The sequence below is a fragment of the Falsiroseomonas sp. HW251 genome (assembly GCF_050563545.1).
Lineage (GTDB): Bacteria > Pseudomonadota > Alphaproteobacteria > Acetobacterales > Acetobacteraceae > Falsiroseomonas.
Genome location: NZ_JBNXUM010000023.1, coordinates 86294 through 107936, shown reverse-complemented (window position 1 = coordinate 107936; position 21643 = coordinate 86294). Strand labels below are relative to the sequence as shown.

Here is a 21643-nt window from a genome sequence, read left to right as displayed (position 1 = left end):
GTCGGGAGCCGTCCATCAGCCAGCGACAAGTCTCGGTGGCTATGGTCGAGCCGCAAGTCACTGCCGACGCGCTGGAATCTGAGATGCGGGGACGCGCAACCGACGATGCCAACACATCGAGGTGACGATCTAAACGGACGAAGCGGGTCCTGGTCCTGACCCGCACACCTCGACAGCATCACGGCAAGGCGCGCACCCACCGCTTCGGGACACTGCTGCACTCCCGCAGCCGCTCGGCGCCAAGCAAATCAAGCACCCACGTTCGGAACTCTTGGGGCACACGCATCCGCGCGTGCCGGAGCGCTGAATGGACGGCATCCGCGAGGGCGGCGTCGCCAAGTTCCGTTCGGAGCCGGGGATGCGAGAGGAGGTCGAGGGTGCAGATCGGGGGTGAGGCGCAGAGGGGGATGGCAATCCGGGTCCCCTTGCGCTCATCGAGGACCGGTACTGCGCCGACCTCCACCGCGTACGCCACCGTGGCCGCCTCGCCGTCATCCAATCCATCCGGGGATGGGGCGCCAACAAGGTCGAGGTAGTGGAGGTAGGCCGCCTCGGACAGCGCGGCGAACCGGAGGAGGCCGGCGGTTTGCAAGCGTCTCAGCGCAACGTCGCCGGGGGTGCCCGCCAAGGGGTCGCGCCCAACCTCCCTCGCCGCCACCTTGGTCATGATCACCTCGTGGGGGAACGCCCGCGCGAGGGTTTTCAGCAGAGCGCGAGCGCTTCCGCAGGTCAGCCGGACACTGGGCCGATTGCCCCATCCACTCCTTCCTTACGTCTACGATTGACTACGACGTGTTTTCTCAGGAGCGCTCTCGGTCAAGCCACCGCCTCGCGGATGCCGATAGACAGTGCGATGGCACCGCTCGCCGAAGCACAGAAGAAGGGAAGCTGCGACGATCGGCGCGGTCTATGTCAGTGCCGATGGCAGATCGTTATAGCCGCTATCGTCCCCTGCTCGGTGGCAAGACGGGGTTGCAGGACCGGAACGCCCGCCTGCTCGGCTCCGCCCATCCCCTCATCGTCTGCTTCCCAATACTGACAATCGCAGCAATAGTTGTGCGTGCCGCGCGTCAAGCGCTGGCAATGCCATTGGGAGCGCCGGAGGGGCTGTGAACGCCATCCAGCTTGGCATCATCTGGCAGCGTCTGACTGGTCTGATGGACGAGGTCGCGCAGGCCGTCGTTCGCACCTCCTTCTCCACGGTAATCCGCGAGAACTGGGACCTCGCCTGCTCGCTGCTCGACAGCCAGGGCCGGCAGATCGCGCAGTCGAGCCGAAGCGTGCCGTCCTTCATCGGCACCATAGCGCCGGCTGCGCGTGCCATGCTCGCGAAGTTTCCGCCGAGTACGCTCGACCCCGGCGATATTCTCATCACCAATGATCCCTGGATCTCGAGCGGCCACCTCAACGACATCACGATGATGAAGCCGTTGTTCCGCGACGAACGCATCATCGCCTTCGTCACCAGCGTCTTCCATTCCGTGGACATCGGCGGCGCGCCCTCGCCGAGCGCGCGTGACTCTTACGAGGAAGGGCTCTGGATCCCGGTGAGCCGGATCGTGAAGGCCGGCGTGGAGAACGCCGAGCTGATCGAGCTGATGACGGAGAACCTCCGCATCCCGGCCGACACCTTCGGCGACATCCGCGCGCAATTCGCGGCCTATGGGGTGGCGGAGCGCAAGCTTCGCCGCATTATGGCAGAAGAAGGGCTGGAGGAGATCGACGGCGTTTCCTCGCTCATTCTCGACCGGTCCGAGACCAGCCTGCGTCGTTCGATCGAAGCGGCGCCGGACGGCACGTACACTGCCGAGGTGAGCGCTGACGGCTACGACGCCCCATTGCTGGTTCGCGCCGCTGTCACCATCGCCGGTTCCGACCTGACAGTCGATTTCGCCGGAACCTCGCCGCAGGTGGACCGGCCTATCAACTCGGTTCTGAACTACACCTTCGCCTGGACTGCCTTCGCGGTGAAATGCCTGTTTGATCCGGCTGTGCCGAACAATAGCGGCTCCTTTCGGCCGGTGCGGCTCACGGCACCCGCGGGCAGCATACTCAACCCGATCCGACCAGCGCCGGTCTGGGCGCGTCATCTGGCGGGGCATTATGTCCCGCTCGTGCTTTTCCGCGCGCTGGCGTCGGTCCGGCCAGACCGCGCCATGGCGGATTGTGCTGCACCGATCTGGTCGGCTTACTTCAAGGGCGAGCACAGCGACGGACGTCGCTTCGTCAAGATGTACTTCATGGCGGGCGGCCTTGGTGGCCGAGCGGCGATGGATGGCCTGGATTGCCGCAGCTACCCCAGCAACATCGCCAACTCGCCCGTCGAGGTGTTCGAGGCCGGTGTCCCGATGGTGATCCGGGAGAAGGCGCTGCGCACTAGCTCGGGTGGTGCGGGGCGGCATCGCGGCGGGCTAGGGCAGCGCATCACCTTCGAGTCTCTCTCTGAGACGCCGATTAGTATGACCATCCGGCACGAGCGCGTGCGGTTCCCCGCCGAGGGCCTGCTCGGCGGCAGTGCCGGCAAGCCTGGAAGCAACCAGGTCAACGGGTGCGAGATCGCAGCGAAGAGCGTAACGCGTTTGGAGAAGGGCGACCGCGTCACCTTTCTCACGCCAGGTGGTGGCGGCCTTGGCGACCCATCTGAGCGCTCCGCCGCGCTGATCGCGCGCGATCTGGCTTTCGGCTACGTGGAGGGGGAGCCGTCCGGAGAATGAGTGGCGTCACCATCGGTGTGGATGTCGGCGGCACGTTCACCGATTTCGTGCTCCACGACCCCGCGAGCAACGCGCTGCACTTCGAGAAGCTGCTGACCACGCCCGAGGACCCGTCGGTTGCCGTGCTCGACGGGGTGGCTCGCATCATGGCGAGCGCGGGCGTCACGCCGGCAACGGTCGCGCGGGTGGTGCATGGCACAACGCTGGTCGCCAACGCGCTGATCGAACGCAAGGGGGCCCGCGTCGCGCTGGTCACCACGGAAGGCTTCCAAGACGTCATCGAGATCGGGCGGGAGAACCGCTACGATACCTATGATCTATCAATCACCATGCCGGAGCCTTTGATAGCGCGTCCGTTACGCTTTGAAGTGGCCGAGCGCATTGGGCATGACGGTAGCGTGCTACAGGCTTTCGATCGCGACTCTGCGCTGTCCGCGGCCCGCGGGATCGCGTCGTCCGGCGCAGAGGCGGTAGCCGTGGTCTTCCTGCACGCGTTCACGAACCCCGCGCATGAGCAGGCGATGGCGGAACTGCTGCAGCAGATTCTGCCCGGTCGGACAGTCTGCACCTCCTCTGATGTCGTGCCGGTGATCGGGGAATACGAGCGCTCCACCACCACCATCGCTAATGCATACGTGCAGCCTGTCTTCGATCGTTACCTACGACGCCTCTCGGAGGGGCTCGCCCGCCTAGGCATAACACGCGAGCTGCAACTCATGCTGTCCGATGGGGGCACTGTGGAAGCGAGTGCAGCGATCGCTGCGCCGATCCGCCTGGTGCATTCCGGCCCCGCCGGCGGCGCCGAGGCCGCGGCGCTTTTCGGCGGGATTGCAGGTCTCGAACAGGTCGTCTGCTTTGACATGGGCGGCACCACCGCGAAGGCCTGCCTCATCGAAGGCGGCCGGCCGAGCCGCACGACGGAAGTCGAAATTGCGCGCCTGGCGCGCTTCAAGCCAGGCAGCGGCATTCCGCTGCGCGTGCCCATCGTCAGCATGATTGAGATCGGAGCTGGTGGAGGCAGCATCGCGCGCGTTAACTCGATGGGCCTGATCCAGGTCGGGCCGGAAAGCGCGAGTTCCCGTCCCGGGCCAGTCTGCTACGGGCAGGGCGGTAGGGAGCCGACGGTTACCGACGCGGACCTCGTGCTCGGCTACCTCGATGCGGGCAACTTCCTGGGTGGCGCCATGCGGCTCGACCTTGAGGCGGCGCGAGCTGCCATTCTCCGCGATCTTGGCGTGCCCCTTAACCTGCCGATGGAGGCGGCCGCCTGGGGTATCCTGGAGACCGTTAACGCCAACATGGCGCAGGCAATGGTCATCCAGGCGCTCGAGCAGGGAAAGCGGCTATCGGATTTCGCGCTGCTTCCGATCGGGGGCGCTGGTCCCGTTCATGCCTGCATTGTCGCGCGCAGGGCAGACATCGCGAAAGTGGTGTGCCCACTCGGGCCGGGCGTCGCCTCGGCACTCGGCTTCCTGTCCGCCCCGACGTCCTTCGAGTTGCTGCGGACCGCGGTCGCCCCGCTGCATGGCGCCGATTACGGCGCCTTGCTCTCGATGCTGGACGCGCTGCGCGACGAGGGCCGCGCTCTGCTCGCCCGCGCCGGCGTTAAGGACGGCGTGACGACGCAGATCACATGTGGCCTCCGCTACGCTGGTCAGGGCTATGACGTGGAGGCGCAGATAGCGCGCGAGGAGATCGCTAGCGCCGACGCCGCGGCGATTGCCGCGCGCTTCGAGCGCAACTACGCCGCGCTGTTCGGCCGCACAGAGGCCGGGATCAGCATAGAGATGGTCTCCTGGCGCGTGGTGACGAGCGGCCCGCGCGCCGGCCTCAGGCCCGATGTGCCCGTGCATGCGCGCGGAGACACCGCGGTTTTTCAGAAGGGGCAACGCGACGTGTGGTTCGCCGAGACAAGGGGCTTCCGCCGTACGCCAGTATTCAATCGCTACGCCGCGCGCCCCGGGACGCGGCTGGCCGGCCCCGCGGTGTTCGAGGAACGCGAATCTACCTTCGTCGTGCCGCCCGATGCGCGCGTCGAGGTCGACGAAGGGCTAAACTTGACCGTCAGCTTGTAACAGCTGAGCGTGCGGGGCTGGCGGCCTCGGCGCGGTCGAAGGGAGCGGAGCAGATGCAGCGTCGTGTTCTCATCCGTCTGGCCGCCACCGGGGTCGCCGCCGCTAGCGTGCGCGGTGCTTTCGCGCAGGAGCGCTACCCGAGCCGACCGATAACGCTGATCGTCGGCTTCGCTGCGGGCGGCAATGGCGACATCACGATCCGTTATCTAGCCAATGCGCTAAAGGATCGCTTTGACGTACCGATTGTGGTTGAGAACCGTCCTGGGGCAGGTGGTGCGCTGGCGGCCGAGCGCACCGCCCGCGCCCGGCCGGACGGCTACACCTTCAGCATGTACACGGCGAGCCCGTTCGTGGTCGAGCCGGTGATGCGTCCCGCACCCTATGACCCCGCGAAGGACTTCACGTATGTCGCGCAGTACCTGATCACGCCGCAGGCCGCATTCGTGCTTTCGTCCAGCCGCTTCAGGACCTGGCAGGACGTGATTGACTTCGCGCGGGCGAACCCCGACCGATTCCGTTGGGCAACCGCCGCCGCGCGTGGCGGGCCGTACATCGCGACAGAGGCCGCGTTCAGAAAAGAAGGGCTGACCACCATCGTCGCCTCGTACAACGGCGGGGCACCAGCCGTGGCTGCACTGCTGGCCGGTGACATCGACATGGTTGTCTCGCCGGACTACCCGCCACTGCTCGACGCTGGCCAGGTGCGTCTTCTAGCTGAGATCGGGCCCGAGCGGGTGAGAGGCCTGGAGAATGTGCCGACCTTTGGCGAACTCGGCTACCCACTGACACTGCAGGTAAACCTCGGTGTGGTCGGGCCGGCAGGCCTTCCTCCGGAAGTTGTGCGTATGTGGGAGGAGGGCGTACGGGAGGTGACGGCAACAGCGGAATGGGAAGCGCTCATGGTCCGGCTGCGCGCTGTGACGAGCTATCTCCCGAGCGCGCCCTTCACGCGGCGAGTGCTGGATACCTACCGGGAAATGGGGCCGGCCGTGGAGCGCCTGGGCCTGAAAGGCTGACGCTGGATGCGTATGTGAGCGACGGCGCATCCGCGCCTATTCGTTCAGTCCACGGCCGGGATACGGGTGCGTCGCGATCCAGTGCCGTGCGATCTCGCCGCGGCGTGCCACCCACACGCCGCGCCGTGCCGCGATGTGGTCGAGCAGACGCTTGAGCCCCATCGCGCGCGCGGGATGGCCGATCAGCCGCATGTGCAGGCCGACCGACATCATCTTCGGCCGGCCCTTCGCGCCATCTTCCCACAGCATGTCGAAGGCGTCGCGGATGTAGGAGAACCACTGCTCCCCCGTCCCCATCCATCCCGCGTATTTCCCGTCGTTGTTGGTGAGCGAGTAGGGCACGACCAGATGCGCCTTGCCCTCGACGGTAACCCAGAACGGGAGTTCCTCGCCGTAGTAGTCGCTGTCGTAGAGGAAACCGCCATGTTCGACGACCAGGCGACGGGTGTTCACGCTCGGTCCGTAGCGGCAGTACCAACCATCCGGCCGATGGCCCACCGTTCTCTCGAGGCTCGTCACCGCCCGCGCGATGTGCTCTCGCTCCTCCGCCTCGGGAAGCTCGAAGTGCTTCACCCAGCGCCAGCCGTGCGAGCACACGTCGTGCCCGGCATCCCGTATGGCGGCCGCCGCGAGCGGGTTTCTCTCCAACGCCAGACCGCAGCCGAAGACAGTTAGAGGCAGGCCGCGCTCTGCGAACAGCCGCATCAGGCGCCAAAAGCCAACGCGGCTGCCGTACTCGAACATGCCTTCCGCAGCCAGGTCGCGGCCCGACTTCACCTGACCGCCGCCGAGCGCCTCGGTCAGTCCGGATTCGGTGTATCCCTCGCCATCCTGCACCGAGGGTTCCGAGCCTTCCTCGTAGTTCATGACGAAGTTCACGGCGACCTTGGCGTCGCCCGGCCATTGCGGGTCGGGTGGAGCATCGCCATAGCCGACGAAATCGCGCGCGACCTGATAGGGCATGCGAGGGCTCCGGTCAGGGACGGATGATCTGGAAGGGTTCGACTTCGACGAACTCGTCGTCGGCCGGCGTGCCGTGTTTCCACATCAGCACGGCGAAGCTCGCCGGCCTATCCAGCACCGTGAAGGGGTGATGCCAAGCGCCGGCGCGATAGGTCACGCCCTGGTCGGGTCGCGCGAGGAACGCCTGCGCCCGGGCCATGTCGGGCCCGCCCACTGCCGCCTCCGGCGCAACAACAACGAGCCACGCGCCGGCGTCGAGCGGCATGAACGTCTGCGAGGAGAAGGGATGACGTTCCATCGTCGCGGACCGCAGGGGCAGGTCCGCATTGGGCTTGAAGACCACGGCGAGGCTTGGCCGCAGCGCCGGCTGCGTCGGGCCCAGCGCGTCATCGGCGACGACGCGGCCGGGCAGTGCCGGACCTTCCAGCACGTCGCCGAACGGCGCGAAGGCGTCTGCCGTCAGGGGGGCCACGATGAGCGTCATGGCGCAGTGTTGCGTCCGGCGCGCGCCCGCGACAAGCGGCTCGACAGAGGCAAGCGGCCGCCGGCGGTGCGCTTGACACCTTCCGCGCTGGCGCTTGATCCTCGGCTGTGCCGGTCCTCGACCAGACCCCCGCCCGGAGCTTCCGATGAACCGCCGCGCCTTTTTGCCCCTTATCGCGCTTCTGGCGTGCATCGCGGCCGGTGCCACGGCGCAGGAAGCGGACCACCCGTCGAACCGCCCCATGGTCGTCGGATCGGATTTCGGCGTCGCGCCCTGGATGATGCGCGGACCGAACGGCCCTGAGGGCTTCGGGGTTGATTTGATGAACGAGATTGCGCGCCGGCTCGGCCGACCGGGCGTCGAGATCGTCGACATCAACTTCTCTGGCCTCTTCGCCGCGCTCTTCGCCAAGCGCTTCGAGTTCACCGCGAACCCGCTCAACATCACGGAGGAGCGGGCGCAGCGCATGCTCTACACCGAGCCATTCTTCGCTACCGGCAACGGCTTCATCACGCGGCGTGGCGAGACCATGGCCAACCTTGAGGCGTTGCGTGGCCGCGCCATCGCGGTGAATCGCGGCACCATCAGCGATACCTGGGCCACGGCGAACGCCGAGCGCTATGGGTTCGAGGTCCAGCGATACGATACCTTCCCCGACAGCGTGCAGGCCGTGCTCACGCGCCGCGCCTTCGCTGCCATCAACGAGATCCCGACGGCGGTCTATGCCGCCAGCCAGAACCGCAACATCACAGTCGCCTTCCGCGACTATACCGGGCGCAACTTCGGCATCGCCTTCCGCCAGGAAAGCCGCGAGTACCGCAACCGCGTGGAGGAGGCGATCGAGTGCATGAAGCAGGACGGCACGCTCGCCCGCCTGCATGAGAAGTGGTACGGCAGCGCGCCTGAGCCCAATACTTCCCTGACCGAAGTCTTCCCGGGCTTCGGCCCGCCCGGCCTGCCCGGCTTCGAGGACACGCCGCACACGCCGCGTTGCAACTAGCCCGCGGGCGCCCGTGGAGCGCTTCGCGGAGTACTACCTCAATCTCGAGATCCTAGAGCGCTACTGGCCCGACATCCTGCCGGGCATCTGGGTAACGCTCGGCGTGGCTGCGGCCACTGTCGCGATCGGCGTCGGACTTGGGCTGCTGATGGCGATCGTGTTGGTCGCGCGCGTGCCGCTGCTGCGCTGGCCCGTCACCTGCTGGATCGAGGTGTTCCGTACGCTGCCGCAGCTCGCGGTCATCGTCTTCGTGTATTTCGGCCTGCCCTATGCGGGCGTGACGCTCTCTCCGTTCTGGGCGACGGCTGGTGCGCTGGGTGCCGTGCTCTCGGCCTTCGCGGCGGAGATCTTTCGCAGCGCGATTCAGGCCCTGCCGCAGGGTCAATGGGATGCCGCCGCCGCGCTCGGGCTGCGCTTCCGCGGCATCTTCTTCCTGGTGATCCTGCCGCAGGCGATCCGGCTCGCCGTGCCGCTGCTGACCAACCGCGCGATTGCCATCACCAAGGGCACAGCGCTCGGCACCGCGGTCTCCCTGCCGGAAATCCTCGGCCGCGCGCAGAGCGTAATGGCGATCGCCGCCAACCCCTCGCCTCTGAGCCTCGCGGCCGCGCTCTACCTCGTGCTGTTCCTGCCCCTCGTCATCGCCAGCCGGTGGCTAGAGGCGACCCGCATGGTGCCGCGATGATGCCGGAAGGGCTCGAGCTCCTCATCGAGAACTTCGCGGACTGGGACAGCGCCGTGCGGGCCTGGCCGCTGCTGCGGCAGGGACTGATGCTGACGGTGGAACTGGCCGCGGTGGCGCTGCCGCTGGGCCTGCTGGCAGGGCTGGGGATCGGCCTGCTCTACGCGCTGGGTGGACGCGTGCTGCGCGCCGCACTGATCGCCTGGATAGACCTGTTCCGCGCCTTTCCAGTGCTGGTACTGCTCATCCTAATCTATTTCGGCCTGCCCTTCCTGGGCGTGCAACTGCCCGCCTTCGGGGCGGCGGTGCTGGCGCTGGTGCTGAACAACTCCGGCTATTTCGGGGAGATCTTCCGCGCCGGGCTGCTCAGCGTGCCACATGGACAGATGGAGGCCGCCCAGGCTCTCGGCCTCACGCGGCTGCGCGCGCTGCGGCTTGTCGTCCTGCCGCAGGCGCTGCGCAGCATCGCCGCGCCGCTCGCCTCCAACTCCCTGGAGTTGGTGAAGGCGACCTCGATCGCGGCGCTCGCTGCCCTGCCCGAGTTGCTGCGCAGCGCGCGTGTCGCGCAGGAGCAGACCTACAATCCGACGCCGCTGATGGTCGCGGCGCTGATGTACTTCGTACTGCTCTGGCCGTTTGCTCATGCGGTGGCGCGGCTGGAGCGGCGAATGCTGGCGCGAGGCGCCCGCTGAGGAGGACACGATGGGAGACAGGCTCGCGGGCAAGGTGGCGCTTGTCACCGGCGGCGCCTCCGGCATCGGGCGCGCGATCGCGCTGCGCTTCGCACGCGAAGGCGCCAAGGTCGCGATCGCCGACGTGACGACGGCGGTGCGCGAGGGCGGCGTGCCCACGCATGAGCTCTTGGCCGCAGAGGGCCACGACGTCGTCCATCTCGCCTGCGACGTCTCGCGCGAGACGGATTGCGAGGCTGCTGTGGCGGATGTGGTGGCGCGGCATGGGCGGCTCGACGTGCTGGTTAACGACGCCGCGGTCGGCCTGGGGAAAACGCTACTCGATTGCACGCTCGAGGAGTGGAACCGTGTGATGGCCGTGAACCTGACCGGGGTCTTCCTGATGTCCCGGGCCGCCGTGCGCGCCATGGTGACGCAGGAACCACGCGGCGAGGTGCGGGGCCGCATCGTCAACATCTCATCGCAGCACGGCATGGTCGCCTCGCCGGAGGATGTGGCCTACGGCACGTCCAAGGCGGGCGTCGTCTACCTGACGCGCCAAGTCGCCGTGGATTATGCGCGGCAGGGCATCGTCTGCAATGCGGTAGCGCCGGGGAAGATCCTGACCGGCAAGACGGGGCGCGCGATCGAGCCGCGCTGGATCGACTACAGTCACGCCCGCACGCCCTGGCCGCGGCTCGGCCGGCCCGAGGACGTGGCAGGCGCGGCGCTGTTCCTTGCCTCGGAGGACGCGGCTTATGTGACCGGTCACAACCTGCTCGTGGATGGCGGCTGGATGGCGTTCTGAGCCACCCCCGACACGGCGCCGCGTCAGCCCTTCTGGGTCGAAAGCAGGATGCTAGTCTCCGTGTTGGCGACGCCTTCCAGCGCGCGGATCCGGTGCAACGCCTGATCGAGCGTCTCCAGGCTCGGTGCGGCGAGTTCCGCGACGACGTCCCAGCGCCCGTTGGTCATGTGCAAGGTTCGCACCTCCGGGAAGCCCTTCAATGCTCGGACGACCCCGTCCGTCGATCGGCCGCGGATCTCGATGGCCGTGATGGCACGGACCGAGGCGCCGGCCGTCTGCGACTCCGGCGCCAGGCGCAGCGTGAAGCCCTGGATGACGCCGCCCCGCAGCAAGCGCGCGATCCGGTTCTGCACCGTGCCACGCGAGACGCCGAGTACCGCCGCCAGGCTGGAGGCGGGCCGGCGCGCATCGGCACGCAGCAGCGCGATCAGCCGGCGGTCGGTGTCGTCGAGTTCCATGTCGTTTGCCGATTTGCCAGATGCGGCTGGCATTGTGCCAGCTTTCCCCCGCCCGGCTGGCGCTTTTTCAGCGGATTGCTGACGCGCGCCGTTGCGATGCTGGAGCATCGAGTTCGCGGTCGGGAGCGACCATGGCAGCGCAGATCCTGATGACCGACCCCGCCCACTTCGCGGTGGACTATGTGATCAATCCCTGGATGCGCCCGGCGGCGTGGCACGCCGATGCGGACGTCAACCGTGCCACAGCGAGCGCGTCCTGGGCCGCGCTGGCCACGGCCTTGCGCCAGGCTGGCGCGGAGCTCGAGGTCCTGCCCGGTGTGCCCGGCCTGCCGGACATGGTGTTCCCCGCGAACGCGGCCGTGGTGCTGGACCGGCGTGCGCTGCTTTCGCGCTTCGCCTGCCCCGAGCGCCGGCCGGAAGAGGCGCGCTTCCGCTCGGGTTTCGGCCGCCTTCAGGCGCGCGGCCTTGTGACCGAGGTTGCGACCCTGCCCGAAGGCCTCTTCCAGGAGGGCGCGGGAGACTGCATCTGGGACGAGGCACGTGGGCACTTCTGGGCCGGCCATGGCCAGCGCTCCCGGAATGACGCGATTGCGGAAGTCGCGACCTTCTTCGGACTCGAGGCGGTGCCGTTGGAGCTGGTCTCGCCGCGCTTCTACCATCTCGATGTCTGCTTCTGCCCTCTGCCTGGCGGCGAGGTTCTCTACTACCCCGGCGCCTTCGCCCCGGCCTCGCTCGAGGCGATCCGCGAGCGCGTCCCCGCCGTGCAGCGCATCGAAGCCACCAAGCAGGAGGCAGGGCTGCTCTGCCTGAATGCGGTCGCCATCGGCCGCACCGTGGTGATGGCCCGGACCTCCGCCCGCCTGCGCGCCGTGCTCGACGGGTGCGGCTACCGCACGGTCGAGCTCGATCTTGCACCCTTCATCCTCGCCGGCGGTGCCGCCTTCTGCATGACGCTCCGCTTGGACCGGAGCTCGGTCGGCGCGTCGCGCCGCCTGGACCTCGCCACCGCAGCTGAATGACGACGGAGGCTTCGCCATGCCCGACACCATGATCCCCAGCATCCGCTACGACCACATCGGCGTCGAGGAGCGCCTCGGCGCCCACAACTACCGCCCGCTCGACGTCGTGCTCACGCGTGGGCAGGGCGTATGGGTGTGGGACGTCGACGGCAACCGCTATCTCGACTGCCTGGCGGGCTACTCGGCGGTCAACCAGGGCCATTGTCATCCGCGCATCCGCGAGGCGCTCGTCGAGCAGTCGGGACGGCTCACCCTGACGTCCCGCGCCTTCCGCAACGACCAGTTCGCGCCCTACCTCGAGGAGCTCTGCGCGCTGACGCGCTCCCACATGGTGCTGCCAACGAACACCGGCGCGGAGGCGGTCGAGACCGCCATCAAGGCAGTGCGCAAATGGGGCTATGAGGTCCGCGGCGTGCCGGAAGGCGCGGCCGAGATCATCGTCTGCGCCGAGAACTTCCACGGCCGCACCATCGCCGTGATCGGCTTCAGCAGCGACGCCGAGACGCGCGGCGGCTTCGGCCCCTTCGCGCCGGGCTTCCGCGTCGTGCCCTTCGGCGACGCCGCCGCGCTGGAAGCGGCGATCAATGCGAACACGGTCGGCGTGCTGATTGAGCCGATCCAGGGCGAGGCCGGCGTGATCATCCCGCCACCCGGCTACCTGCGCGCGGTGCGTGACCTCTGCACCCGGCACGGGCTGACGCTGGTCCTCGACGAGATCCAGACCGGGCTCGGCCGCACCGGCCGTCTATTGGCGGAGGAGCATGAGGGGATCGAGGCCGACGTGACCCTGGTCGGAAAGGCGCTGTCGGGCGGCTTCTATCCGGTCTCCGCCGTGCTGTCGAACACCGCCGTGCTCGGCGTGCTGCAACCGGGGCAGCATGGCAGCACCTTCGGCGGCAACCCGCTCGCCTGCGCGGTGGCGCGCGCGGCGTTGCGGGTGCTCGTTGAGGAGGACATGATCGGCAATGCCGAACGCATCGGGGCGTATCTTGCGGCGGGGCTGCGCGGCATCGCCGGCGATCGTGTGAAGGACGTGCGCGGCCGCGGCCTGATGCTGGCAGTCGAGCTGGAAGCGGAGGCCGGTGGCGCCCGTCGCTACTGCGAGGCGCTGCGCAGCGCCGGGCTGCTCTGCAAGGACACGCACGGGCACACCATCCGGGTCTCGCCGCCGCTGGTGATTACGCGCGAGCAGGCGGACTGGGCGCTGGAGCGCATCGGCGCCGTCCTGACCGGGCCGACGCCCGACCCCGATCCATAGGCTGCGCACGGCGCAACCCCGAGGGATGCGCTGCATCCGGCACTGACACGGCTTTGAGCCGTGCTGCGCAGGACTTGCAGCCAATGATGTGCCAGTTGGGGATCGAGCCGCGGATCGGTGAGCAGGTTCGCCGCGGCCTCCTGGCAGGCAAAGGGATGAAGGCGAGGCCGGCGGGCAGCGCGGGATCGGCGCGCGCCAGCAGCTCCACTCGAGCTCGGGCTCGCGGCCCATGGTCAGCACGAATCGGTTCTCGCTGTCCGGCATCTTGGCGAGATCCGCCATGCCATCGGGCATCAGCCGCGCGCGGCCGGACGGCTCGGGGAAGCCGTCACGCAAGGCGATCGCCTCACCGGGCGCGTCGGGCGCCTCGCGGGGATAGAGTGACGCTGTTCCCGGGTCGGTCGGGCCATTGAGGACGGCGATGTCTACACGCCCTTCATGGACCCACGCCTCCAACACCGGGCTCCGAGCGTTCGTGCTGCGCAACCGCATGCCGGCAAAGCTGCTCAAGCTGAGCGCGGCGAAGCGACCGCCGAACAGCTTCGGCAGCTCGCGGAAAAGCTCAGGGTCACCATGCCTTGCGGCTCGCTCGCTGTGCTGGAGCCGCCTCGCGCATAGCGGTCGAGCAGCCGGACCCCGAGCTCATCTTCGAGCTTCGCGACCTGTTGGTTCGCTGTAGCCGTGCTCGCGCATCACGCGCTCCACCGCTCCGAACCGCTCAGCAGGCCCAATCTGAGACCTGAGGCCGGCAGGCGCCTGTGTTCAGTGTTCAACTAGCCAAACCGAGGGATGCTGGTACGCTCTGCGTCCAGCTGGGAGGAGATAGCACATGGCCGGTTCTAGGATCGTGCACCGTCGACTCCTTATCGCGGGGCCACTGCTTGCAGCCATTGGTCGCAGGGCAGATGCGCAGGGGAGCTTGCAAGCCCTCGCCACACAGGCCGCCGGCGAGGACGCGGCGGTTTGGTATGAGTCAAGTCGCAGCGACGAGGCAGACCGGGTCCTCGCCGCTTTCCGCCGCAGCTTCCCCGACCTGCGCGTGCGGCATGAGAGCATTCCCGGCGGCAACGGCGTCGCCGCCCGCGTGATGCAGGAGACCATGGCGCGCGGCGCTACCGGTGACATCGTCACCGTCGGCGGTGGCGAGACGGCGCAGTTGCTGCGCCAGGACCTGATCTCACAGCAGGACTATGCCGCTCTCGGCGTGGATCCGCGCCTAGTCCACGCGAGCCGGGCCGTGAACACGGCCGTCTCGATCTACTGCCTCGTCTACAACACGCGCATGATGCCACGGCCGGCCGGCTGGGATGACCTCCTGGCACCACGCAACAAGGGCAATGTCGGCACCTGGGTGCGCGCCGCAGGCTTCGCGGAACTCTCGGCCGTCTGGGGCGAGCAGCGCGTGCTGGACTTCTATACGCGCTTCCTGACGCAGGGGCCGATGTTCTTCAACGCGACCGCTCCCCTGGCGCAGGCCGTCGCTTCCGGCGAGATCGCATTGGGCCTCGGCATTTGGCACAATGCGCAGGCGCCGAAGCGCCGCGGCGCACCGATCGACATGGTATCGCTCGATCCGACGCCGGTAAGCTCCGTCTATACCTTCGTGCCCACCAAGGCCCGCGCCCCGAAGACCGCCACCGTGTTCACCGCCTGGCTGACCGGGCCGGAGGGCAACCGGGCCTATGAGCAGGCGGTCGGTCGCGGCAGCGCGCTGATCCCGACGACGCAGACCCATGCTTTCCTGGCCGGGAAGCAGATCAGCGAGTGGCCGATCGACAACAAGCAGCCCTATGCCGAGATCTTCGAGCGCATGAACCGCATGGTGGTCGGCGCGCGGGCGCGCTGAGAAGGTGGGCGCCTTCGCGCGCCGCGGCGCCTTCACAAGCGCGCCGCTGCCCGTACTGCTGGGCGGCGCGGCGCTGCTGCTGGTGCTGGGCTACCTGGTCGTCGTGCCGCTGGCGATGCTGGTGGTCAGCGCCTTCAAGCCGAGCGGCTTCCCGCTGGAGCCCGGCTTCACGACGGCGCATGTCGCGAAGGCTTTCGCCGATCCCTTCCTGCCGGGACTGATCCTCAACACGCTTGCCTTCTCGGCCGGGTCCACGCTGGTCGCGGTGACGCTGGGCCTGGCACTCGCCTTCCTGCTGGAACGCACCGACCTGCCGATGCGCGGCCTGATGCGCGGGACGGTGGTGATGGCGATGGCGATCCCGCTGATGCTGCTGGCGATCGCCTGGACGCTGCTGCTGAGCCCGCGCATCGGCGCGATCAACGTGGTGGTCGGCGGCTGGCTCGGTACGCGGCAGCCAATCTTCAACATCTACACCCTCGGGGGCATGGTCTTCGTGGAGGGGCTGGCGCTGGTGCCCTCGGCCTACCTGATGCTGGCGGCGCCGGTGGCGAATATAGGCCAGTCGCTGGACGAGGCGGCCTCCTTGTCCGGCGCCAGGCCCCTGCGGCGGCTTCTTCGCATCCATCTGCCGATGCTTCTGCCGGCCATCGCGTCCGCCGCGCTGGTCCTGTTCATCATAGGCCTGGTGATCTTCGACGTCCCCGCCATCATCGGCATCCCCGCGAAGCTCTGGGTGTTCAGCACGCATCTCTACAACCTCGCGAACAATCCGCCGGAAAGCATCCCGCTCTATGGCGAGATCGGCGCGCTGTCCTTCCTGCTGCTGCTCGCGCTGGGCGCGTTGGTGCTGCTGGTGCAGCGCCTGGGGCGCGAAGCGCAGCGCTTCGTCGCCATCACCGGCAAGGGCTGGCGCGCCGCGCCGCAGCCGCTCGGCGCGTGGCGTTGGCCCCTGGCGGGACTCGTCGCGCTCTATCTGGTGCTGGCGGTGCTGCTGCCCTTCGCGATGCTGCTCTGGACGTCGCTGCTGCCCTACCAGGCGCGCTTCTCGCTGGACTTGGTGGAGTTGCTCACCACCGAGAACCACCTGACTTTCCTGCGCAACGCGCGCGCGCTGGAAGCGACGTCGAACGCGCTGCAGGTCGCGCTGATCTCGGCCACCGGCGTGGTGCTGCTGGCCTTCGCCGTGGCGACCTATGTCCACCGCGCGAAGGGGCCGGGCCGGCGGATCATCGACACCCTGGCATTGGTGCCGCTGGCGCTGCCGGGCGTGATGGTCGGGCTGGCGCTGGTCTTCGTCTATCTCTCGCTGGATTTCCTGCCGGTCTACGGCACGATCTGGATCATCGTCATCGCCTTCGTCACCGACTACGTCGCCTATGGCAGCCGCAGCATGGGAGCGGTGATGGTGCAGTTGCACCCGGAGCTGGAGGAAGCGGCGCGCATGTCCGGCGCCGGTCCCGCCCGGGTGATGCGGCGCATCCTGGTGCCGCTGTTCCTCCCGGCCGCGCTCGCGGTATGGATCTGGGTCTTCGCGCATGCGCTGCGCGCGCTCTCCACGCCGATCATGTTGCAGGGGCGAGACAACGTGGTGCTGTCGACGCTCCTCTGGGGCTACTGGAACACCGGGGAGCCGACGATCGCGGCTGCCATCGGCGTCTGGCTGGTCGGGATCCTGGCCATCGCCACCGTCGCCTGGCGGGCCTGTGCGCGACGGGGGGCGATCGGTGCCGTCTGACGAGGATCCGATCCTGCGCGCGCGGGGCCTGGGCAAGACGTATCCGAATGCCGCGGCACCGGCCGTCGCCGCGCTCGACCTCGACGTGCGGCGCGGAGAGTTCTTCACGCTGCTCGGACCGTCCGGCTGTGGCAAGACCACGACGCTGCGCATGATCGCCGGGCTCGAGCGGCCGGATGCGGGCCGGATCGCCCTGGCGGGCGAGACGCTGAGCGAAAGCACCCGGAACAGCTTCGTCCCGCCGCACAAGCGAGACATCGCGATGGTGTTCCAGTCCTACGCGATCTGGCCGCACATGACGGTCTTCCAGAACGTGGTCTTCCCGCTGGAAGGCGAGCGGGGCCTGGACGCCGCCACGCGCCGCCGCCGCGGCATGGCGGCGCTGGAGCAGGTGGGCCTGGCCGCGCTGGCCGATCGCGGCGCCACGCTGCTGTCGGGCGGGCAGCAGCAGCGCGTCGCGCTGGCCCGCGCCATCGTGCGGGAGGCGAAGCTGCTGCTGCTGGACGAGCCGCTGTCCAACCTCGACGCCGCGCTGCGCGAGCAGATGCGCACCGAGCTGAAGGATCTGCAGCGTCGCATCGGCACCACGTCCATCTACGTCACGCACGACCAGGAGGAAGCGCTGAGCCTGTCGGACCGCATCGCCGTCCTGCGCGACGGCGTGCTGGCCGATCTCGGCACGCCGGAAGAACTGTACCTCCGCCCGCGCGATGCCTTCACCGCCGCCTTCATCGGCCGCACGCGCTTCCTGCCCTGCCGCGTCGTCGCGCGCGACGACGCCGGCGCGCTGGTGGAGACCGAATTCGGCGCGGTGCGCTGCGCGGCGGCCGCGCCGGACGGCACCGTGCAGCTGATGGTGCGGCCGGAACACATACTGCTCGGCCCGCCAAGCGCCGATGCGCCGAACCGCTTCGCCGGCACGGTCGAGGACGTGAGCTTCGCTGGCCGCACCGTGGCCTACGCGGTGCGGGTCGGATCGACGCGGCTGGATGTGCTGGCGATGTCCGTCGCGATGCGCGCGCCGGGCGATGCCGTCTCGGTCGAGCTGCCGCCCGATCGCTGCGTCCTGCTGCCGGGCTGAACGCCATGCACCTCATCGAGCCCGAGCGCCGCACGCCGATCCTCGCCGAGGCCGATGTCGTCATCCTCGGCGGCGGCCCCGCCGGCATCGCCGCCGCCATCGCCGCCGCCCGCGACGGCGCGCGCACGCTGCTCCTGGAACGCTACGGCTTTCTGGGCGGCATGGGCACCGCGGGCGGCGTCACCAGCTTCTGCGGCCTCTACGCGAATGTGCATGGCGAGCGCGTCCGCGTGACGCGCGGCGTCGCCGACGATCTGCTGGCACGGCTGGAACGGCTCGGCGCGTTGCACGAGCCGCACGCCATCATGGGCCGCACCTGGGGCCAGGCCTATGACAACGCGGCGATGAAGTGCATCGCCGATGACGCGGTGCTTGCAGCCGGTGCCACGATCCGGTTCCACACGCTGGCGGTCGGCGCGGCGATGGAGGGCGAACGGATCGTCGCGCTGCTGATCGAGACGAAGTCCGGGCGCGGCGCTGTCACGGCGTCGGTGTTCATCGACTGCTCCGGCGACGCCGACCTCGCGCATTGGGCCGGCGCGCCGACGGAGAAGGGCGACGACGACGGCTTCGTCGCCTATCCCACGATGATGTTCCGCATGGGCCATGTGGATGACGAGCGCGGTTGGGCGGAAGGCAAGCCGAGCCTGCGAGCACGCCTGGCCGCGGCGCAGGCGGCAGGGCGAACGGACCTGCCGCGTCTTTCGGCCTCGATCAACAGGCAGCCGCATGCGGGGGAATGGCGGTCGAACGCCACGCAGATATCGGTCGGCGCTAGGCCGGTGGATGGCACTGACTGGCTGTCCTTCAGCGAGGGCGAGATCGCCGGCCGCCGCCAGGTCCGCAGCTATTTCGACTTTTACAAGGCCGAGGTGCCCGGCTTCGAGCAGGCCTATCTGCTGGAGATCGCACCCCAGCTGGGTATCCGCGAGACCCGGCGCCTGGTCGGCCGGCATGTGATCGGGGAGGAGGAGATCCTGGCCGGCGGGGACGTTCCCGACGCCATCGGCGTGAACGGCTGGCCGATCGAGCGCCACACCAGGGGCGACACGGAATGGCGCTTCACGCCGGGACGCGGCTTCCACCAGCTGGGCTTCGCCGCGCTGCTGCCGCGTGGCGTGGCGAATCTGCTCGTCGCCGGCCGCTGCGCATCGGCGACCGCGATCGGGCAATCCTCGATCCGCGTCACCGGCCCCTGCTACGTGATGGGGCAGGCGGCGGGCACGGCGGCGGCGATGGCGGTGCGCGCCGGCGTGCCGGTCGCCGGCCTCGACATCGCCGCGCTGCAGCGCCGCCTGGTCGAGGAGGGCGCCTTCCTTGGCTGACACGCTGCGCGTCGGGCTGATCGGCTGCGGCAGCGTCAGCGGCGACCATCTGCGTGCCTGGGCGCGCTGCGCCAGCGCCAAGGTCGTCGCGCTCTGCGATCCCGCGCCCGGCCGCGCCGCCGCGCGCGCCGCGGAATTCGCGATCCTCGGCGTGCATGCGACGCCAGAGGCGATGATCGCGAAGGAACGGCTCGACCTGCTCGACATCGCGAGCCCGCGCGGTCTGCACGCCGAGCATCTCAAGCTGGCCGCGCGGCATGGGCTGCACGCGCTCTGCGAGAAGCCGCTTTGCCCGACGCATGCGGAGGCGGTCGGGCTGCTGGATGCGCTCGACGGCGGCATCCGCGTGATGGTCAACGAGAATTGGCGCTTCCGGCCCTACTACGCGCGCATCGGCGAGTGGATTCGCCAGGGGCGGCTCGGCCGCATCACGCAATACCGCGCGGCCCTGGTGCGATCGAGCCTGATCCCGGATGCGCAAGGCGTCGCCAACGTGCTGGTGCGCATGCCCTTCATCGCGACCGAGCCACGGCTGATGACGGCGGAGTGGCTGATCCACCAGCTCGACGTCGCGCGGTCGCTGATCGGGGAGATGCGTCTCGTCGCGGCGCGGATGGCGCGCGCGTCGTCGCAGGTCGTGGGCGAGGATTCCGTCGCCATGCTGCTGGAAGGGGAGGCCGGCCTGCCCGTCACCGTGCAGGGCGTGATGTCCGCTGCCGGGCATGACATCCGCGGTCCGGACCGGGTGGAGATCACCGGCACGCGCGCCAGCGTGGTCTTCGATGGCGGCGTGCTGCGCCTGCTGGGCCCGGAACCCGAGACGGTCGCCTTCGACGAGGACGACGCCCGGCAGGCCGGCTTCGACGCCTCGATCGCGCATTTCGTCGCCCGCCTCCGCGACGGTGCCGCCTTCTGGACCTCGGCGCGGGACCAGATCGCGACGCTGAAGCTGGTCGAGGACGCCTATACCAGCGCCGGCGTGCCGCGCGCGCTGCCCTAGGCGCGCGCGAACCCGCCCGCCGAAGCGCCCGCCAGCCTTCCGAACACCGTGCCGGAGGTGAGCCCGCTGCCGCTGGGGTAGTTGTGGTAAAACAGCCCGCCGACCATCTCGCCGGCCGCGTAGAGGCCCGGGATCGGGTCGTCCGCGGTGTCCAGCACGCGGCCCTCGGTGTCGATCTTCACGCCGCCGAAGGTGAAGGTGATGCCGCAGGTGATGCCATAGGCCTCGAAGGGCGGCGTCTCGATGCGGTTGGCCCAGTTCGACTTGGGCAACGCCAGGCCCTGCGTGCCGCGGCCGTCCTTGACCGCGGGATTGAAGGGCACGTCGTCACGCACCGCGGCGTTGAAGGCGGCGACGGTGCGCAGGAAGCCCGCGCCGTCCACTCCCTCCAGCTTCGCGGCCAGACCCTCCAGCGTATCGGCGGTGACCTTCGTCACCTGGCGGATGCGGTAGTCGTCGTTCAGCAGCGTCGCGACCCGGGCGTCGAAGACCTGCCAGGCGAACTGCCCCGGCTGCTCCAGCACGGCGCGACCGTACTTCGCGTAGGTGAAGTTGCGGAGGTCCGCGCCCTCGTCCACGAAGCGCTCGCCGCGCGCGTTGAGGATGATGCCGAGCGGATAGGAGTGCTTCTGGAACTTCTCGCCGACTGCCAGGTCGCCGAACTCCGGCGCGTTCATGTCCCAGCCGACGGCGTGGCAGCCCGACCAATGGCCGTGCGGCCGCGCGCCGACATCGAGCGCCATGCGGATGCCGTCGCCCATGTTGAAGCACGTGCCGCGCACCTTCGCGAGGTCCCAGCCCGGCCCGATATAGCGCGCGCGCCACTCGGCATTGGATTCGAAGCCGCCGCAGGCGAGCACCACGGCGCGCGCGGCGACAGCGAATTCGCGCCCGTCGTGGCGCAGGCGCACGCCGCGCACGCCACCGGCATCGGCGACCAGCGCCGTCGCCCGCGCACCATACAGCACGCGCCCGCCGCCGCGCCGGACCGCGCTGGTCAGTGTGTCCACCAGCCCCGGCCCGCCGCCCACCGCCTCGATCGTCAGGCCGTCGCCGAAGCGATACTTGTTGTTCACGTTGAAGGCCTGCGCGCCATAGGCCGGCAGGAACCGGATGCCGTGACCACGCAGCCACATCAGCGCGTCGAAGCTCCGGTTGACCAGGATCTCCACCAGTTCGGGCTGGGCGCGGTACTGCGTCAGCCGCGCCATGTCGTCGAAGAAGGCGTCGCGGGAATAGCCGGCGAATTCGGTGTTGGCGCGCTCCGCCGCGCCGAGATCCGGGATCAGCTTCAGGATGTCGGCGAGGCCGTCATAGGGCACCCGCATCGCGCCGGCGGTGAAGCGGCTGTTGCCGCCGCGCGCATCGAAGGGCGCCGCCTCCAGGACCAGCACCGAGGCACCGCGTTCGCGCGCCGACAGCGCCGCGCAGAGCGCCGCATTGCCGGCGCCGACCACGACGACGTCGCTCGACGTCTCCTCCATGACCGCACCTTTGCGCCACCG

The 21643-nt window shown here is 69.0% G+C and carries 19 protein-coding genes; 14 read left to right on the top strand and 5 right to left on the bottom strand.

From position 1 onward, the window contains the following. Positions 1 to 178: 178 nt before the first annotated feature. Positions 179 to 667: a hypothetical protein gene (locus ACLF3M_RS24675; protein WP_430659644.1), complete on the bottom strand. Its 489-nt coding sequence runs from the start codon at positions 665 to 667 to the stop codon at positions 179 to 181. A gap of 442 nt (positions 668 to 1109) precedes the next feature. Between ACLF3M_RS24675 and ACLF3M_RS24670 the strand changes: the two genes are divergently transcribed. The 3 genes from ACLF3M_RS24670 to ACLF3M_RS24660 are packed head-to-tail and all read left to right on the top strand — an operon-like array spanning position 1110 to position 5805. Then, positions 1110 to 2714, top strand: coding sequence for a hydantoinase B/oxoprolinase family protein (locus ACLF3M_RS24670; RefSeq protein ID WP_430659643.1), 1605 nt, complete (start codon positions 1110 to 1112; stop codon positions 2712 to 2714). Then, positions 2711 to 4789 (top strand): hydantoinase/oxoprolinase family protein, encoded by a 2079-nt coding sequence (locus ACLF3M_RS24665; protein WP_430659642.1) that lies wholly within the window; start codon positions 2711 to 2713, stop codon positions 4787 to 4789. The genes ACLF3M_RS24670 and ACLF3M_RS24665 overlap by 4 nt, the downstream gene beginning before the upstream one ends. A 53-nt stretch (positions 4790 to 4842) precedes the next feature. Beyond that, positions 4843 to 5805 (top strand): Bug family tripartite tricarboxylate transporter substrate binding protein, encoded by a 963-nt coding sequence (locus ACLF3M_RS24660; RefSeq protein ID WP_430659641.1) that lies wholly within the window; start codon positions 4843 to 4845, stop codon positions 5803 to 5805. 36 nt (positions 5806 to 5841) lie between these two features. On the opposite strand, the gene ACLF3M_RS24655 is transcribed toward ACLF3M_RS24660, so the two are convergent. Both ACLF3M_RS24655 and ACLF3M_RS24650 read right to left on the bottom strand, forming a co-directional pair. Next, entirely contained in the window at positions 5842 to 6768 is a 927-nt protein-coding gene (locus ACLF3M_RS24655; RefSeq protein ID WP_430659640.1) for an allantoinase PuuE, read from the bottom strand. Positions 6769 to 6781: 13 nt separating this feature from the next. Continuing rightward, positions 6782 to 7252 (bottom strand): ureidoglycolate lyase, encoded by a 471-nt coding sequence (locus tag ACLF3M_RS24650; RefSeq protein ID WP_430659639.1) that lies wholly within the window; start codon positions 7250 to 7252, stop codon positions 6782 to 6784. A gap of 145 nt (positions 7253 to 7397) precedes the next feature. Between ACLF3M_RS24650 and ACLF3M_RS24645 the strand changes: the two genes are divergently transcribed. From ACLF3M_RS24645 to ACLF3M_RS24630, 4 genes are read left to right on the top strand one after another with little or no spacing between them, the layout of a single operon-like run. After that, the gene (locus tag ACLF3M_RS24645) at positions 7398 to 8252 is read left to right on the top strand and encodes a transporter substrate-binding domain-containing protein (RefSeq protein WP_430659638.1); all 855 of its coding nucleotides are present in this window, start codon (positions 7398 to 7400) and stop codon (positions 8250 to 8252) included. Between the two features lie 13 nt (positions 8253 to 8265). Then, positions 8266 to 8937 (top strand): amino acid ABC transporter permease, encoded by a 672-nt coding sequence (locus tag ACLF3M_RS24640; protein WP_430659637.1) that lies wholly within the window; start codon positions 8266 to 8268, stop codon positions 8935 to 8937. Beyond that, positions 8904 to 9626: an amino acid ABC transporter permease gene (locus ACLF3M_RS24635; RefSeq protein WP_430659636.1), complete on the top strand. Its 723-nt coding sequence runs from the start codon at positions 8904 to 8906 to the stop codon at positions 9624 to 9626. Before ACLF3M_RS24640 ends, ACLF3M_RS24635 begins: the two co-directional genes overlap by 34 nt. Before the next feature lie 10 nt (positions 9627 to 9636). Next, positions 9637 to 10413, top strand: coding sequence for an SDR family NAD(P)-dependent oxidoreductase (locus tag ACLF3M_RS24630; RefSeq protein WP_430659635.1), 777 nt, complete (start codon positions 9637 to 9639; stop codon positions 10411 to 10413). Positions 10414 to 10436: 23 nt separating this feature from the next. Here the strand turns inward: ACLF3M_RS24630 and ACLF3M_RS24625 are convergent, their stop codons facing one another. Beyond that, positions 10437 to 10871 carry an Lrp/AsnC family transcriptional regulator gene (locus ACLF3M_RS24625; protein WP_430659634.1) on the bottom strand — a complete coding sequence of 145 codons (435 nt, stop codon included), beginning with the start codon at positions 10869 to 10871 and terminating at the stop codon, positions 10437 to 10439. Positions 10872 to 11002: 131 nt separating this feature from the next. On the opposite strand from ACLF3M_RS24625, the gene ACLF3M_RS24620 reads away from it, so the two are divergent. The 7 genes from ACLF3M_RS24620 (at position 11003) to ACLF3M_RS24590 (ending at position 20138) form a co-directional block, all read left to right on the top strand. After that, positions 11003 to 11890 (top strand): dimethylarginine dimethylaminohydrolase family protein, encoded by an 888-nt coding sequence (locus ACLF3M_RS24620; RefSeq protein ID WP_430659633.1) that lies wholly within the window; start codon positions 11003 to 11005, stop codon positions 11888 to 11890. A gap of 16 nt (positions 11891 to 11906) precedes the next feature. Continuing rightward, positions 11907 to 13148, top strand: a complete 1242-nt coding sequence (gene rocD, locus ACLF3M_RS24615; RefSeq protein WP_430659632.1) for an ornithine--oxo-acid transaminase — start codon at positions 11907 to 11909, stop codon at positions 13146 to 13148. A gap of 829 nt (positions 13149 to 13977) precedes the next feature. Then, the gene (locus ACLF3M_RS24610) at positions 13978 to 14994 is read left to right on the top strand and encodes an ABC transporter substrate-binding protein (RefSeq protein ID WP_430659631.1); all 1017 of its coding nucleotides are present in this window, start codon (positions 13978 to 13980) and stop codon (positions 14992 to 14994) included. Between the two features lie 4 nt (positions 14995 to 14998). Then, positions 14999 to 16732 carry an ABC transporter permease gene (locus ACLF3M_RS24605; protein ID WP_430659630.1) on the top strand — a complete coding sequence of 578 codons (1734 nt, stop codon included), beginning with the start codon at positions 14999 to 15001 and terminating at the stop codon, positions 16730 to 16732. Beyond that, positions 16722 to 17813 carry an ABC transporter ATP-binding protein gene (locus ACLF3M_RS24600; protein WP_430659629.1) on the top strand — a complete coding sequence of 364 codons (1092 nt, stop codon included), beginning with the start codon at positions 16722 to 16724 and terminating at the stop codon, positions 17811 to 17813. The genes ACLF3M_RS24605 and ACLF3M_RS24600 overlap by 11 nt, the downstream gene beginning before the upstream one ends. Before the next feature lie 5 nt (positions 17814 to 17818). Further along, on the top strand, positions 17819 to 19138 hold the full coding sequence (locus tag ACLF3M_RS24595) for an FAD-dependent oxidoreductase (RefSeq protein ID WP_430659628.1): 1320 nt from the start codon (positions 17819 to 17821) through the stop codon (positions 19136 to 19138). Next, the gene (locus ACLF3M_RS24590; RefSeq protein ID WP_430659627.1) at positions 19131 to 20138 is read left to right on the top strand and encodes a Gfo/Idh/MocA family protein; all 1008 of its coding nucleotides are present in this window, start codon (positions 19131 to 19133) and stop codon (positions 20136 to 20138) included. The genes ACLF3M_RS24595 and ACLF3M_RS24590 overlap by 8 nt, the downstream gene beginning before the upstream one ends. Here ACLF3M_RS24590 and tcuA read toward each other — a convergent pair. After that, positions 20135 to 21622 (bottom strand): FAD-dependent tricarballylate dehydrogenase TcuA, encoded by a 1488-nt coding sequence (gene tcuA / locus ACLF3M_RS24585; protein WP_430659626.1) that lies wholly within the window; start codon positions 21620 to 21622, stop codon positions 20135 to 20137. The two genes, ACLF3M_RS24590 and tcuA, sit on opposite strands and share 4 nt — an antisense overlap. Positions 21623 to 21643 lie beyond the last annotated feature (21 nt).